This is a genomic window from Micromonospora sp. NBC_00860, assembly GCF_045207375.1.
In the GTDB taxonomy this organism is placed as follows: Bacteria; Actinomycetota; Actinomycetes; order Mycobacteriales; family Micromonosporaceae; genus Micromonospora; species Micromonospora vinacea.
Genome location: NZ_CP108825.1, coordinates 5417324 through 5431323 on the forward strand (window position 1 = coordinate 5417324; position 14000 = coordinate 5431323).

The window sequence follows — 14000 nt, forward strand, 5'->3', positions numbered from 1 at the left end:
GTCACCGATCCGCGAGTCGTTGGTTGACGTAGTCGACGGCGAGCCGCGGCGTCTTCATGATCGACACGGCGTCGTCGGGGATGCGCACCTCGTACTCCTGCTGCACCCGCGCCGCCAGCTCCAACAGCGCGAGCGAGTCGTAGCCGAGGTCGTCGAACGGCGCGTCGAGCGTCGCCGGATCGGCCCAGTCGGTCTGCTCGACCACACCGGAACTGGTCTCCAGGATCCGACGCAGGTCGTCGAGGGTCAGCTGGCTCATGAGTTTCCTCCCGTCGGTCGTTGCCACCCGTCGCGTACGCCGCCGACCTGCGGCACCGGCGACTCGGGGTGCGGGACCTCCTCGGTGTCGACGTGGCCCAGCTCGGGGCGCGGCGCGAGCGGGCTGATCTGGAACACGATCAGCGCGGTCTCGCCACCGGCGTTGACGATGCGGTGCCGCTGGCCGCGACGGACCATGAGCGCTTCGTCGGCCGCGAGCTTGACCTCCGCGCCGTCGACCCGGATCACGACCTCGCCGCGCACCAGATAACAGAACTTGTCCGAGTACGGGTTGTACTGCTCCGCCAGGAACTCGCCCGGCTCCAGGCGGACCGTGCCCATGAAGCCCTCCGTCGCGTCGACGGTCTTCGGGCTGAGCAGGATCCGCACCTCGCCGCCGATCCGGTTGATGCCGGGCACGTCGGTGGCGGCGACCTTCACGATCGGTTGCCGATGCATTGTCATCCCTTCTCTGCGACGAGCACTCGGAACGGCAGGTCCGTCGGGTGGACGGTGGCCGGGCCGAAGCCCGCCGCGGCGAGGGCCCGGTTGTAGGCGGCGACGGAGTGCGACTCCCCCTCGAAGGTCCAGACCAGCATCAGCACCGAGAAGAGGTACGGCGCCGGGTCCAGTGCCGGCGACTCGTCGCCAGTGGTGAAGCCGACGATGACCAGCCGCCCACCCGGCTTGACCACGGAACCGAGCCGGTTCACCAGCTCGTGCACCCGCTCCTCGGAGAAGTGGTGGGTGACGTTGGTGAGCAGCACGACGTCGTAGGGGCCGCCGAGATCGGTGGTGAACATGTCACCCGGCAGGAACGACGCCCGGTCGCGCACACCGAGCCGCTCGGCGTGCTTCTCCGTCACGGCGAGCACGTTGGGCCAGTCCAGCGAGGTCACCGTCGCCTGCGGGTTGTGCTGCGCGAGGGTGTAGCCGTAGACGCCGTGACCGCAGGCGACGTCGAGGATGTCGAGCTCGGCGCGCTCCTTCGTCCACGGCGCGAGCGCCTCGGCCATCACCTCGGCGGTCGGCTGGGCGACCTTCGTCGCGTACGCGGCGAAGTCCTCCCAGTAGGTGTACTCCGGGGTCTCGGCGTGCACGTCGAGCACTGTGCCGCCGGCCCGCACTGCCGCGCTGAGGTCGCGCAGCGCGTCCCACTCCCAGTCGCTCGACATCACCTTGACCATTCCGCCCAGGTAGTCGGGACGGGTGCTGACCAGGTGGTCGGCGGCCGCCGGGGTGAGCGAGAAGTGCTCGCCGGTCCGGTCGGTGAGGCGGATCGCGGTGAGCGCGTCGAGCAGGATGCGTGCGCCTCGCGGGTGGATGCCGAGCTTCGGAGCGAGCCCACCGGCAGTGGCCGGGCCCGCGGCGAGGGCGTCGAAGACGCCCAGCTCGACAGCGGTACGCAGCAGGCTCGTCTTCTTGTATGCCTGCATCATGTCGTTGATGTCGCGGCGGGTCAGCGTCACGTGATGCTCCCTGTCTCGGGGCTCCAGGTGTAGAAGGGCGTGGCCTTCGAGTCCTGCAACTCGGTCATGCTGTCCGGCGCGTAGCGCTGCAGGTAGGCCGAGAGGCGCCGGTTGACCTCCTGGAAGTCCGCGCGGGCTCGGGCCGCGAGGAGCTTGTCGAAGACGTCGGTGTCGGCCTCGAGCAGGTGCATGTAGAGGTCCTGGTAGCGGAAGAGCGTGCGCCGCGAGATGCCGACGACGTAGGGCATGTCGCCCTTGTCGTGCTCGGCGAAGAGCTCGGCGACCGCGTCGGCGTGTCCGGGGGCCATCCGCATGACCATGAGGGCGCGGTAGGACATGTGTTCACGCTCCCCGCAGGATCGTGGCCAGGGCGGCGGTCAGGGTCTTCGCCTGGTCGTCGACCGGGCCGGCGCTGCGCCAGGCGACGATGCCGTCGGGGCGTACCAGCAGCGCCCCGCCGGGGCCGACGCCACAGCTCGCCAGCCACGAGCCGTCGTCGGCGAGGTCACCGTCGGGGCCTGCGGTCAGCGCCTTGATCGGAAGCCCGGTCTCCGCCGAGACCGCCTCGGCCGCCGCGAGCCAGGCGTCGTCGCCGGGAGCCGCGGCCAACGTCCAGCCCTCGGTCAGCACGTCGATCGTGGAGACCCGACTGCCCTGGTGGTCGACCCAGCCGTGCGGGGCACGCGATCCGGGCTGGCCGGTGAAGGTCAGCTCGCGGGGCAGCAGCTCGGTGTCGGCGGGCGCGCCGACGATCGCGTTCGAGGTGTACCGGTAGCCCATCGTCACGATGACGAAGTCCCGATAGGCGGCCTTGTCCTCGTCGGCGAGCTGACCCCGGGTGCGGAAGAGCATCCACGCCTGGTCGGCGGTGGCGGCGCCGACCGGACGACGTTCGGCCTCGTAGGAGTCGAGCAGGCTCTCGTCGGCGTGGCCCTGAAGCACGTCGGCGAGCTTCCATGCCAGGTTGTGCGCGTCCTGGATGCCGGCGTTGACGCCGAAGCCGCCGGCCGGCGGGTGGGCGTGACAGGCGTCGCCGGCGAGGAAGACCCGCCCCGCCTGGTACGCGTCGGCGACCATGTGCCGCGCGTCCCAGGGCTGGGCCGACTCGACCTCGACCTCCAGCTCGGGGTCGCCGGCCGCGATCCGGGCCAGCTCGACGCAGCGCTCCGGGGTGAAGTCGGCAGGTGACTGCCCCCGCTCGGGGTAGTAGTTGACGCCGAACATCCACCGCCCCGGCTCGATGAAGAGCAGCAGACCCTGGGCCAGCTGGTTCATCAGGTAGATCAGCGTGAACCGGGGTGCCGTGTCGGGCAGGTCGACCTTGGCGCGGAAGATGATGCTGACGAAGTTCCCGGCGACGCCGTTGCTGCGGTCCCCGATCTGGAGCATGTTCCGGACGGGGCTCTTCACGCCGTCGGCGGCGACGACGTAGCGCGCCCGGATGGTGCGTGTCGTGCCGTTGTCGTTGACCGTCGCGGTGACCCCGTCCTCGTCCTGGGTCAGCCCGACCAGCTCGTTCTGGAAGCGGATCTCCGCGCCCGCCTCGACGGCGGCGTCGTGCAGCAGCGGCTCGTAGTGGTCCTGGCCGCACCAGATCGGCCAGCTCGGCGTGAACGTGTCGTAGTCGACGTCGTGCGCCTCCATGACGAACGACTTGTGGAGGTCGGCCAGCGACTGGGCGCCGAGCATGACCAGTGGTGTGGCGCGGCCGGCGCGGACGAGGTCGAGTTCGGCGCCCGGCCCGACGATCTTCATGCCGGCCTCCTGCACTGCCGGCTCCAGGCCGACGGTGCGGAAGATCTCCACGGTGCGGGCGTGCAGACCGGTGGCGCGGGGGATCGTCGACAGTCGGGGCCGACGTTCGACAAGGATCGGCCGGATCCCCTTGCGGGCCAGGAAGAGCGCGGTCGACAGGCCGACCGGGCCGCCGCCGACGATCAGGACGTCGGTGCTTCCGTCAGACATGAGCGTCCTCCGTGTAGACGACTTTGTAGAGGTGGCGTTCCGGCGTGGCGATCGCGCGTACCTCGCCGAAGTGGGGGTGGACCTCGGGGTTCTTGAGCATCGCTGTGAAGTGCTCTTCGCTCTTCCACTGCGCGTAGTTGACGACCCGGGTCCCGTCGAGGCTCGCGTGGATGTTCGCCGACACGAACCCGTCGACCTTGGACATCACCGCGTCGGTCGCCTCGATCAGGATGTCGACGAGCTTCTGCTGGTTGGCCGGCTCGACGGTGAAGACGTTGACCATCGTCACGACCGGCTGGTCGATGCCGATGTGTGCCATTGCGGGCTTCCTTTCCTAGATCGGACGCGCTTCGAGCAGTGCCCAGCCGCGGGAGGCGGGGGTGTTGACCAGCTCGAAACCGGACGCGGTGAACAGCGCCTGCCATTCGCGGAGGTCGCGCTCCTTGCCGCCGAAGAGCACCAACATGTCGATGTCGATGATCTTGGCGTGGTCCCACTGGTTGCGCGGCGGCACGATCTGGTCGATCGCGATGAGGCGGGAGTCGGCGTCGCCGATCGCCGCGCGGATCCGCCGCAGCAACGTGACACAGGTGTCGTCCGGCCAGTTGTGGACGATCGACTTCAGGATGTACGCGTCGGCACCGGCCGGCAGGTCGTCGGTGAAGAAGTCGCCGCCCCGCACCTCGACCCGCTCGGTGACACCGTGCTCCTTGAGCAGCGGTTCGGCGTCGGCCACCACCTCGGGCAGGTCGAAGAGGACGCCGGTGCCCTCGGGGTTGCGCTGGAGCATCTTGGCCAGGAAGTAGCCGTTACTGCCGCCGATGTCGGCGATCCGGCCGAACCGCTCGGGCGCCAACTCCGCCGCGAACCGGTCGGCGAGCCGCCGGCTCCAGTGCGCCATGAAGCCCTCGAAGAACCGGTTGGCCTCCGGGTGGGCCTGGAGGTAGTCGTAGAAGCCCATGCCGAAGACCTTGTTGAAGGCCGGCTCGCCGGTGCGGACGCTGTGCAGGATCTCCGCGTACGGGAGGCGGTTGAAGTCGGCGCCGCTGAACTGCACCATCGGCCGCAGCCCGCCGATCCGGGCCGACGTCAGCCCCTCGCCGAGCGGCGTCAGCGCGAACGACCCGTCCTCCTGCTCGTCGAAGATGCCCACCGCCGAGGCGGCGCGGAGGATCCGCCGCAGCGCGTCCTCGTGCGACTCGGTCGCCGCCGCCAGTTGGGCGACCGGCACCGGCCCGTCGACGAGCAGGTCGGCGACGCCGAGCTCGGTGACCACGTAGATCACGTGGGCGATCTGTTTGGCGCTACCCAGCACCGCGATCTGCCGTTCCCGCAGGTCGAGTGCCTGCTGCTCGTCGAAGTTCGCGACGGCGGCGAGGCTGGCGTCGGTCATCGTCCATTCCTTTCGTCGGTCACGACCATGGCCGCGTTGAACCCGCCGAAGCCCCTGGCGAGCACGAGCGCCGCGCGTACGGGTGTCTCCCGCGCGACGTCGCGCACCAGGTCGAGGTGCAGACCCTCGGCCGGCTGGCGGATGTTTGTGGTGGGCGGGATGACACCGTGTCTGATCGACAGCAGCGCGGAGACGAGGTCGAGCGCCGCCCCGCCCGAGTAGAGCCGGCCGGTCATCGTCTTGGGCACTGTCACCGGCACCCCGCGTGGGCCGAAGACAGCGGTGATCGCCTCGGCCTCGACGCGGTCGAGCTCCGCGACCCCGGCGCCGTCGGCGAAGACGACGTCGATGTCGGCCGGTGTGAGACCGGCGTCGGAGAGGGCCATCTCGGCCGCCCGACGCAGGCCCGGCGGGCGCCCGGAGCCGGGCCGGGGATCGAAGGTCGCGCCGTAACCGGCGATCACCCCGTAGACGGCGGCCCCACGCCGGGCAGCGGCGTGTTCGTCCTCCAACACGAGGATCGCCCCGCCCTCGCCCGGCACGTAACCCGACGCGTTGGCGTCGAACGGCAGGAACGCCGTGGCCGGGTCGCGCCCGGTGCTGAGGAGGCCGTTGGCGAGCTGCGCCGTCCAGCCCCACGGGCAGAGCGACGCGTCGACACCACCGGTCATCACGAGCTGCACGCCCTTGCGCACCTGGCGCCGGGCCTGTGCCACCGCGTCGAGCCCACCCGCCTGCTCGGTGACGAGCACACCGGTCGGCCCACGCATCCCGTGCCGGATCGAGATCTGGCCGGTGTTGACAGCGTAGAACCAGGCGAACGACTGGTACGCGCTGACGTGCTCGGAGCCCTTGCTCCAGAGCTTCTCCAGCTCACGGTGGCCGAACTCGAAGCCACCCGACGCGCTGGCCGTGACGACACCCATGCCGAACTCGGGCAGCGCCGACGGGTCGACCGACGCGTCGGCCAGCGCCCACTGCGCCGCCGTCAGCGACAGTCGGGTCATGTGGTCGGTCTGCGCCATCAACCGGCTCGGGATGTGATCGGCCGCCTCGTATCCGGGAACCTCGCCGGCCAGCTGCGAGGGGTACCCCGAAGGATCGAAACGGCTGATCGGCCCGATGCCACCCACCCCGGCGACGGTGGCCGCCCAGAAAGCGTCGCGACCCAACCCGTTGGGCGCGGCGACCCCGACCCCGGTGACGACAGTGGTCATGCCACACGCGCCAGGAGCATCGCGCTCTGGAAGCCGCCGAACCCGCTGCCCACGCTCAACACCACGTCGGTCTGCTGCTCGCGGGCGGTGAGCGGCACGTAGTCGAGGTCGCACTCCGGGTCGCGCTCGTGCAGGTTGGCTGTCGGCGGCACCACCCCGTGCTTGATGGCCAGGGCCGACGCCGCGATCTCGATCGAACCGATCGCGCCGAGCGAGTGGCCGATCATCGACTTGATCGAGCTGACCGGGGTGCGGTACGCGTGGTCGCCGAGGCTCCGCTTGAACGCCGCCGTCTCGTGCCGGTCGTTCTGCTTCGTACCCGAGCCGTGCGCGTTGATGTAGTCGACGGCGTCGCCGGGCAGCCGGGCGTCGGCGAGCGCGACCCGGATCGCCTCGGCCATCTCCCGCCCGTCGGGCCGCAGGCCGGTCATGTGGAACGCGTTGGAGCGCGAGGCGAACCCGACCAGCTCGGCGTAGATCTGCGCACCTCGCCGGCGGGCGTGCTCGAGCTCTTCGAGGACGAACATCGCCGAACCCTCGCCGAGGACGAACCCGTCGCGGCTGTTGTCGAACGGCCGCGACGCGTGCGTCGGGTCGTCGTTGCGGGCCGTGGTCGCCTTGATCGCGTCGAAGCACGCCACAGTGATCGGCGAGATCGGGGCGTCGGTCGCGCCGGCGATCATCACGTCGGCCGAGCCCTCACGGATCAGCTCCCGGGCGTGGCCGACCGAGTCGAGGCCCGACGTGCAGCCGGTGGAGACCACCGTCGCCGGGCCTTCCGCCCCGACCGACCACGCCACCTCACGGGCGAACGAGCTCGGCACCAGATAGTCGTAGAGGTGCGGGGTGGCGTACCGGTGGTCGGTAAGCCACTTCCGCCCGCCGTCGCTGACCACGACGTACTCCTCTTCGAGGCTCATCGTGGCCCCGACCGCCGTGCCGACACTGACGCCGACCCGGGTCGGGTCGCCGACCTCGAAGCCGCTGTCGGCCAGCGCCTCCCGGGTGCAGACCACCGCCATCTGGGCCGCCCGGTCCATCCGGCGGACCTCCTGCGGCGACAGTCCCTCGGCGACCGGGTCGAAGTCGGCCTCCGCGGCCACCCGCGAGCGGAACGGGGTGGCATCGAAGAACGACAGGGTACGAGTGGCCGTACGGCCAGCGGTCAACAGTTCCCAGAACGCCTTGGTGCCCAGTCCACCGGGGGCGATGACGCCAATCCCGGTGATGACCACCCGACGGTCGGATGTGCTCGTCATGGAAGACCTCCTGGCCGCGATGTCCGTGTGAAAGCTAGGGACGGCCGGTCGAACGGCGCTGGAGCGTCGGTCGAGGGCCTGTCACGAGGCCCTGGCGAGCCCCGGGCGCAGTGGCCCGCCGGCGGCCAGCACCTCCCGCTGGAGCCGCTGGAGGTCAGGCGAAGGGTCCAGGCCCAACTCCTCACTGAGCACCCGGCGCAGGTGGTGGTACGCCTGCAACGCCTCGCCCCGTCGCCCCGAGCGGCTGAGCGCCACGATGAGTTGGCGGTGGAACCACTCGTTGAGCGGGTACGTGCCCACGAGATAGCGCAGCTCGCCGATCAGCTCGCGGTGCCGGCCGAGCGTGATGTCGGCCTGGATGCGAAGCTCCAACGCCCGGATCCACTGCTCCTGCAGGTGGATGGCGTGCGCCTCCAACGCCGGCCCGAACGTCACGTTGGCGCCCACCGGCCCCGTCCACATGGCCAGCGCCCGCCGCAGCACCTCGGCGCCCTCCTCGGGCCGGTCCGACTCGATGTGCGAGCGGCCCTGGTCGAGCATCGTCTCGAACACCTCGGCGTCGAGTTGGCCCGGCTCCACCCTGAGCAGGTAGCCGCGCGCACGGCTCTCCAGCACGGTCCGGTCCGGGGTCTCTATGCCCTCCTTCGCGAAGAGCTTGCGCAGGTGGTAGATGTAGGTCTGCACAGTGGTGACGGCGCTGCGCGCCGGATCGTCACCCCACAGTTCCCGGATTATCGAGTCGACCAGAACGACCCGGTTGGCCCGCATCACCAGCAGCGCCAACACGGTCCGCACCTTCGGCGGCGTCGGCGTGCAGATCCGGCCCTCGTGGATCACTTCCAGCGACCCGAGGATCTCGTACCTGACCACAGTGGTCCCCCCATTCCCCATAGCACTCGTCGAGACGCTCTCAAGCTATGGAGGAGCGGGGCGTGTCGGAATGACCGCAGGTAGCGACATCGCGGGTTCTTCCGAGGATCGATGCGTGTCGAAAGTTGTACGACGGATACCCCTTTGATCGCTCGATGCTTCCTCCAGGCAACCTCCACCAGGGGCGGGAAGACTCGCCGGGCCCCCACGCCCCCTGGGTTAGGAGTCACACATGTCGCGCCGCCTCTTCACTTCCGAGTCGGTCACCGAAGGTCATCCCGACAAGATCGCCGATCAGATCAGCGACGGGATCCTCGACGCGCTGCTGGCGCAGGACCCGCACAGCCGGGTCGCCGTCGAGAGTCTGATCACCACCGGGCAGGTCCACGTCGCCGGCGAGGTCACCACACAGGCCTACGCCGACATCCCCCGCATCGTGCGGGACACGGTGCTGAGCATCGGGTACGACTCGTCGAAGAAGGGCTTCGACGGCGCCTCCTGCGGCGTCAGCATCTCGATCGGCGCCCAGTCGCCGGACATCGCGCAGGGCGTCGACACGGCGATCGAGCTGCGCGACGGCTCGTCCGGCGGCGGGCTCGACGCCCAGGGCGCCGGTGACCAGGGCATGATGTTCGGCTTCGCCTGCTCGGAGACGCCGGAGCTGATGCCGCTGCCGATCGCACTGGCCCATCGGTTGGCCCGTCGCCTGGCCGCCGTCCGCAAGGACGGCACGGTGCCCTACCTGCGGCCGGACGGCAAGACCCAGGTCACCGTCGAGTACGACGGCCTTCGCCCGGTCCGGCTCGACACCGTCGTCGTCTCCACCCAGCACGCCGCCCACATCTCCCTCGACGAGCTGCTCGCACCCGACATCCGGGACCACGTGATCACGCCGGAGTTGGAGGCGCTCGACCTCGACACCGAGGGTTACCGGCTGCTGGTCAACCCGACGGGGCGGTTCGAGATCGGTGGCCCGATGGGCGACGCGGGCCTGACCGGACGGAAGATCATCGTCGACACCTACGGCGGGTACGCCCGGCACGGTGGCGGTGCCTTCTCCGGGAAGGACCCGTCGAAGGTCGACCGGTCGGCGGCGTACGCGATGCGGTGGGTGGCGAAGAACGTGGTCGCCGCGGGCCTGGCGGAACGGTGTGAGGCGCAGGTGGCCTACGCGATCGGCAAGGCCCACCCGGTGAGCCTCTTCGTGGAGACGTTCGGCACCGAGACGGTGCCGCTCGACCGGATCGAGAAGGCGATCGGTGAGGTCTTCGACCTGCGCCCGGCGGCGATCATCCGCGACCTGGACCTGCTGCGTCCGATCTACCAGCAGACGGCGGCCTACGGCCACTTCGGCCGTGAACTCCCGGACCTGACCTGGGAGCGCACGGATCGTGCCGCCGACCTCAAGGCCGCCTGTTGAGCAACGTCCGCGGTCGCTAAGGCGACGGGCGGCGAGGGCGGGGCACCAACCGGTCGTGTGGCAGCGTCACCAGTGACGCTGCCACCGCCTTGTTGACCGCGTCGATGCGGGAGACCGCGCCGAGCTTGGCGAAGATGCGACGCAGGTGGCTCTTCACAGTGGCCTCGGTCAGGTCGAGCCGGCGCGCGATCTGGGCATTGGTCATCGCCTCGGCCGCGAGTTGAAGGATCTCCAGCTCGACCGGGGACAGGATGGCCGACTCCGCGTTCTGCACCTGCACCAGGCTCTGGCCGGAGACGGAGAGCAGTACCGAGCCGCTGCCGTCCCGTGCCTTGCGGATCGCGGCGACCAGTTCCTCACGACCCACGCTCTTGAGCAGGTAGGCGCGCACCCCGGCGGCGATCAGACGGCGCAGCAGGTCAGGGCTGTCGTACATGCTGAGGATGACGACCGCGCTGTCGGGCGACACCTCACGGATGCGGCGCACCGTGACCACCGGGTCGTCGCCGGGAATCTCGACATCGAGCAACACCACGTCCGGGCGCTCCGACGCCGCCTTGGCGACCGCGGTGGCCGAGTCGCCCGCCTCGTCGACCACGTCGAGGTCGGCGTGGACCTCGAGCACCCAGCGCAACCCCTCGCGGACGAGAGCGTGGTCGTCGACTATGAGGATGGTGGTGGCGCCGGCGGGAGACCCGCCGTCGGACCGCGTCAACCTAACCCCCAGACCCCATCCCCCGCCGCCAGCGTGCACACGATGGCACCGTATCGCGACTGTGTGACACCACAGCTATCGTGGCGTCCTCCCGACACGAAGAACGCCACGATGGCCGCGCGATTCTGTCAGTCTCGTGTGGACAGACGGACCAACTCGCCGATGCCGAGGCCCTTGTTGGCGATGTAGAAGCTGCCGTCCCGAGCGATGGCGAACGACATCGGGGAGTCCAGGCCGGTGCTCGCCAGCTCCCGGTGGCTACCGTCGCGCTCCACCCGGATCAACGCACCGGTGGAATCTCCCGAGCTGAGCCCGTTCTTCGCGATCTCCAGCACGACCAGTCGACCCTGCTTGTCGAAGGCGATGTCGATGATGTTGGTGAAGCCGGTCGCGAAGATGGTCGGCTCCTGCCCGGGCACGAGCCGCCACACCCGGGCGCCACCGTTCGGGAAGGGGTGCCCGGTCAGCTGTCCGATGTAGAGGGCGTTGTCCGGCCCGCGGGTGATGGTGACCGGCACGAACTGGATCGGCGTCGTCGAGCCGGGCGGCAGGCCCCACTCCGGCGGCGCCGGCACCTGCTCCTGCGGCCAGACGTGCTCGGCCGTGACCACGCCACGACGGTCGATCCGGAGCACGTCGTTGGCGGCCGCGTCGAGCGCGTAGACGTCCCGCCCGTCGGCGATGACGGCGTACGGCTGGCTCTCCGGGATGACACCGTCGGGGTTGTTCTGCCCCTCGTAGGCGGAGAGGTCGCCGACGACCGACCAGCGACGCTTCCCCTCGACCCGGAGGATCGTTCCCATCGTGGCCCCGGCCGCGCCGAGCAGGTCCCGCGAGACCGGGTCGGTGCTGTAACCCATCGCCACCAGCAGCTTGCCCTGCCGATCGAAGGCCAGGTCGTGGGCACCGTAGACGGAGAAGCCGCCGCCGGTGCTGCGCAGCGACGGCAGGCCCGTCACGACTCGCTTCTGCCAGCCGTGACGGACCGCCGTGATCGCACCTGTCGAGCCGTAGCAGAGGTTGGTACCGAACGTGCCGGGGATGCAGACGTCGTCGCCGCCGAGCCCGGCCTCGGCGACGTGGACGGTGCCAGCGCGGTCGATGGCGACACCGCGCGGGTTGTCGAGGTTGCGGGCGACGACGGTCAGTCGCCCAGTGGTCGATGTGGCCGCAGTGGCGGGCGCGGCAATGCCGGCCACCAGTACCAGCGGCACGGCCAGCGACAACGTTCGTCGCATCGCGTCGAGCATGGGTTCTCCTCAGCAAGAGGGGTTCGGATGCGAACGACGCTGCCGCCGTCGCCTCGAGGCCCGGTGGAGGAAGGCTCGACGGGCCCACCTACTCCGGCTGGTTGGGAGTGCCCCGCCCCAGCTCATAGGGGGACGTCACGCCCTCGTAGGCGAGGTGCATCACCATCCCGTTGGCCGCGTGGTCGAGGTTGTGACAGTGGTCCATCCAGAGCCCCGGATTGTCCGCCTTGAAGCCGATCTCGTAGATCTCGCCGGGAATCACGTCGAGGCTGTCGATCCACCACGGCGACCCGGTCGCGCGAACCCCGTTGCGGGACAGCACCAACGCGTGATGGCCGTGCAGATGCATCGGGTGGTTCTGGTGGCTGCGGTTGACGATCCGCACCTTGACCACGTCGCCCATCCGGACCATCAGCGTCGGCGTCTTGGGGAAGCTGTGCCCATTGATGATGGGCACCAGGTGGAGACCGCCGTTGTAGAAGGACAGCCGGTCGTCGAGGAGCTGGGTGAACGAGCGGTCGTACGACGAGCCGGCGTCGAAGGGCCGGGAGCCGCCGGAGCCGTACGACAGCGGGTCGAACTGGTCCCCGTCGTCGACGATCTTCGGCGTCGAGGTGTCACCCGGTGGCGCCAGGACCAGCCCGGCGTCGCGGTTGGCGAGGTCGGTCAGGCGCACCGGGCCCGACGGCATCGTGAACGTCACGTCGTAGCGTCCACCGGTCGCCAACCCGAACCGCGGGTCGGTCAGCGGGGTGGCGCCGTTGACGTCGACCCCGTCGATCGCGGCCACCCGCACCGGCGTGCCGTTGACGGTCAGGGACCGCGGGCGACTGTCGGTGGACGGGTTGTTGTCGGTGTTGATCAGGCGCAGCCGCACCGGCGTGCCCGGGGCGACCTCCTGACGCTGCAAGGTGTCACTGGTACCGAACGAGACGATGTTGTGGTCCGGCGTACGCCACTCGTGGGCCTGCACGACGAAGTCCCGCTCGCCGGGTGGTGGGCCGTCGCGCGGCTCGACGATCAGCGCGCCGAACAGGCCCCGCCGGATCGCCTCCAGCGGGTTCTGGTGGGTGTGGTACCAGAAGGTGCCGACCTGCTCGGCGATGAACCGGTAGGTGAAGGTGTCACCCGGCTCCACCGCGTTCTGCGTCGCGCCGGCCACGCCGTCCTCGCCGTTGGGCACGTCGAGGCCGTGCCAGTGGATCGTCACGTTCTCGTCGGGGATCTCGTTCTGCAGCGTCACCTCGACGAGGTCGCCCTCACGGACCCGCAGCTCCGGCCCGGGCGACTCCCCGTTGTACGTCAGCGCCTTGATCTCGGTGCCCGACGAGAGACGTACCGTGGCGTTCTTCGCAGTCAGGGTGAAGGCCTTGTTGGGCTTGCCGGTCCGCGGCCCACGTAGGTCGTCGACGGAGGTCCCACCATGACCGCCGTGGCCGATCGAGGGGCCGCCGCCGTAGTCGACGTTGTCGTGGGACGTCATGGACATCCGGTCGGGCAGCCTGCTGCTCTGGGCCGCGTAGGTGACGCCGGCGACGACGACGAGGACCGCGACGGCGGCCTGGGCGGTGGCGCGCAGGGCACTGGCACGCCGGCCACGGCGCGCGAAGTCGGTGGCGGTGACGACCCGCAGGCGGTGCCGCTGCCAGAACCACAGCACCACCACGGACAGCAGGATCGGCGCGGCGTGGGTCACGATGTCGTCGAGGTAGGACGGAACCGGACGGGACACGTACGCGAAGTAGACGCCAACGAGGGTCGCCACAGCCGTCACCTGGACCGGCACGATGAATCGGGGATTGGCGGCGGCGGAGCGCGTCTCGACGTCGACCGGCGCGTCGTCGCGGTTGGCCAGGGCGCGCAGGCCCGGCACGGTCCAGACGAGCACGGCCAGCATCGGCAGCAGCAGGAGCGGCATCTGCACGATCACGCGGTTGTCGGCAAAGATCCAGTCGACGGCGAGCATCAGCCCGATCGCGACGCACTTGACGACCAGGACCACCAGCGCGGCGACGAGCAGACGCAGCAGCCGACGGGCGCTCTTGCGCAGCGCCTCGGGCGTCGGCCGCCAGGCCAGCCGCGTGGCGAGGATCGCCGCGGACAGCCAGATCAGGAACAGGACCCCGGCCAGGATCCCATCGGCGTTCTCTCCGACCTCAAACATGACGCCAACATACGAAGGAC

General features: G+C 70.0%; 14 protein-coding genes. 1 reads left to right on the forward strand and 13 read right to left on the reverse strand.

Features of this window, described 5'->3' with window-relative positions:
* Position 1: 1 nt before the first annotated feature.
* From OH804_RS24885 to OH804_RS24930, 10 genes are all read right to left on the reverse strand, one after another.
* A complete protein-coding gene (locus tag OH804_RS24885) occupies positions 2-259 on the reverse strand; it encodes an acyl carrier protein (RefSeq protein WP_091394916.1) in 258 nt (85 codons plus the stop codon).
* Positions 256-717: a cupin domain-containing protein gene (locus OH804_RS24890; RefSeq protein WP_091394919.1), complete on the reverse strand. Its 462-nt coding sequence runs from the start codon at positions 715-717 to the stop codon at positions 256-258. The genes OH804_RS24885 and OH804_RS24890 overlap by 4 nt, the downstream gene beginning before the upstream one ends.
* Positions 718-719: 2 nt before the next feature.
* The gene (locus OH804_RS24895) at positions 720-1727 is read right to left on the reverse strand and encodes a methyltransferase (protein WP_406059839.1); all 1008 of its coding nucleotides are present in this window, start codon (positions 1725-1727) and stop codon (positions 720-722) included.
* Complete coding sequence (locus tag OH804_RS24900) at positions 1724-2065, reverse strand: TcmI family type II polyketide cyclase (RefSeq protein ID WP_196920886.1); 342 nt, start codon at positions 2063-2065, stop codon at positions 1724-1726. The genes OH804_RS24895 and OH804_RS24900 overlap by 4 nt, the downstream gene beginning before the upstream one ends.
* Before the next feature lie 4 nt (positions 2066-2069).
* Complete coding sequence (locus OH804_RS24905; RefSeq protein WP_406059842.1) at positions 2070-3692, reverse strand: FAD-dependent oxidoreductase; 1623 nt, start codon at positions 3690-3692, stop codon at positions 2070-2072.
* Positions 3685-4011: an antibiotic biosynthesis monooxygenase gene (locus OH804_RS24910; RefSeq protein WP_130406888.1), complete on the reverse strand. Its 327-nt coding sequence runs from the start codon at positions 4009-4011 to the stop codon at positions 3685-3687. The genes OH804_RS24905 and OH804_RS24910 overlap by 8 nt, the downstream gene beginning before the upstream one ends.
* Before the next feature lie 15 nt (positions 4012-4026).
* On the reverse strand, positions 4027-5085 hold the full coding sequence (locus OH804_RS24915; RefSeq protein WP_406059844.1) for a methyltransferase: 1059 nt from the start codon (positions 5083-5085) through the stop codon (positions 4027-4029).
* On the reverse strand, positions 5082-6302 hold the full coding sequence (locus tag OH804_RS24920) for a ketosynthase chain-length factor (RefSeq protein WP_406059846.1): 1221 nt from the start codon (positions 6300-6302) through the stop codon (positions 5082-5084). The genes OH804_RS24915 and OH804_RS24920 overlap by 4 nt, the downstream gene beginning before the upstream one ends.
* Positions 6299-7561: a beta-ketoacyl-[acyl-carrier-protein] synthase family protein gene (locus OH804_RS24925; RefSeq protein WP_406059849.1), complete on the reverse strand. Its 1263-nt coding sequence runs from the start codon at positions 7559-7561 to the stop codon at positions 6299-6301. The genes OH804_RS24920 and OH804_RS24925 overlap by 4 nt, the downstream gene beginning before the upstream one ends.
* A gap of 81 nt (positions 7562-7642) precedes the next feature.
* The gene (locus OH804_RS24930) at positions 7643-8452 is read right to left on the reverse strand and encodes an AfsR/SARP family transcriptional regulator (RefSeq protein ID WP_196920881.1); all 810 of its coding nucleotides are present in this window, start codon (positions 8450-8452) and stop codon (positions 7643-7645) included.
* Positions 8453-8663: 211 nt separating this feature from the next.
* On the opposite strand from OH804_RS24930, the gene metK reads away from it, so the two are divergent.
* Positions 8664-9851, forward strand: coding sequence for a methionine adenosyltransferase (gene metK / locus OH804_RS24935; RefSeq protein ID WP_196920880.1), 1188 nt, complete (start codon positions 8664-8666; stop codon positions 9849-9851).
* Between the two features lie 16 nt (positions 9852-9867).
* On the opposite strand, the gene OH804_RS24940 is transcribed toward metK, so the two are convergent.
* From OH804_RS24940 to OH804_RS24950, 3 genes are all read right to left on the reverse strand, one after another.
* A complete protein-coding gene (locus OH804_RS24940) occupies positions 9868-10566 on the reverse strand; it encodes a response regulator transcription factor (RefSeq protein ID WP_231392499.1) in 699 nt (232 codons plus the stop codon).
* Positions 10567-10694: 128 nt separating this feature from the next.
* Positions 10695-11816 carry a ScyD/ScyE family protein gene (locus tag OH804_RS24945; RefSeq protein WP_406059851.1) on the reverse strand — a complete coding sequence of 374 codons (1122 nt, stop codon included), beginning with the start codon at positions 11814-11816 and terminating at the stop codon, positions 10695-10697.
* A gap of 88 nt (positions 11817-11904) precedes the next feature.
* A complete protein-coding gene (locus OH804_RS24950) occupies positions 11905-13980 on the reverse strand; it encodes a multicopper oxidase family protein (protein ID WP_406059853.1) in 2076 nt (691 codons plus the stop codon).
* Between the last annotated feature and the right edge of the window lie 20 nt (positions 13981-14000).

Excerpts from the sequence above, each read along its gene's own strand:
- OH804_RS24885 (WP_091394916.1), bottom strand. The coding sequence starts at position 259 with ATGAGCCAGCTGACCCTCGACGACCTGCGTCGGATCCTGGAGACCAGT.
- OH804_RS24890 (WP_091394919.1), bottom strand. The coding sequence starts at position 717 with ATGCATCGGCAACCGATCGTGAAGGTCGCCGCCACCGACGTGCCCGGC.
- OH804_RS24900 (WP_196920886.1), bottom strand. The coding sequence starts at position 2,065 with ATGTCCTACCGCGCCCTCATGGTCATGCGGATGGCCCCCGGACACGCC.
- OH804_RS24905 (WP_406059842.1), bottom strand. The coding sequence starts at position 3,692 with ATGTCTGACGGAAGCACCGACGTCCTGATCGTCGGCGGCGGCCCGGTC.
- OH804_RS24910 (WP_130406888.1), bottom strand. The coding sequence starts at position 4,011 with ATGGCACACATCGGCATCGACCAGCCGGTCGTGACGATGGTCAACGTC.
- OH804_RS24915 (WP_406059844.1), bottom strand. The coding sequence starts at position 5,085 with ATGACCGACGCCAGCCTCGCCGCCGTCGCGAACTTCGACGAGCAGCAG.
- OH804_RS24920 (WP_406059846.1), bottom strand. The coding sequence starts at position 6,302 with ATGACCACTGTCGTCACCGGGGTCGGGGTCGCCGCGCCCAACGGGTTG.
- OH804_RS24925 (WP_406059849.1), bottom strand. The coding sequence starts at position 7,561 with ATGACGAGCACATCCGACCGTCGGGTGGTCATCACCGGGATTGGCGTC.
- OH804_RS24930 (WP_196920881.1), bottom strand. The coding sequence starts at position 8,452 with ATGGGGAATGGGGGGACCACTGTGGTCAGGTACGAGATCCTCGGGTCG.
- metK (WP_196920880.1), top strand. The coding sequence starts at position 8,664 with ATGTCGCGCCGCCTCTTCACTTCCGAGTCGGTCACCGAAGGTCATCCC.
- OH804_RS24945 (WP_406059851.1), bottom strand. The coding sequence starts at position 11,816 with ATGCTCGACGCGATGCGACGAACGTTGTCGCTGGCCGTGCCGCTGGTA.
- OH804_RS24950 (WP_406059853.1), bottom strand. The coding sequence starts at position 13,980 with ATGTTTGAGGTCGGAGAGAACGCCGATGGGATCCTGGCCGGGGTCCTG.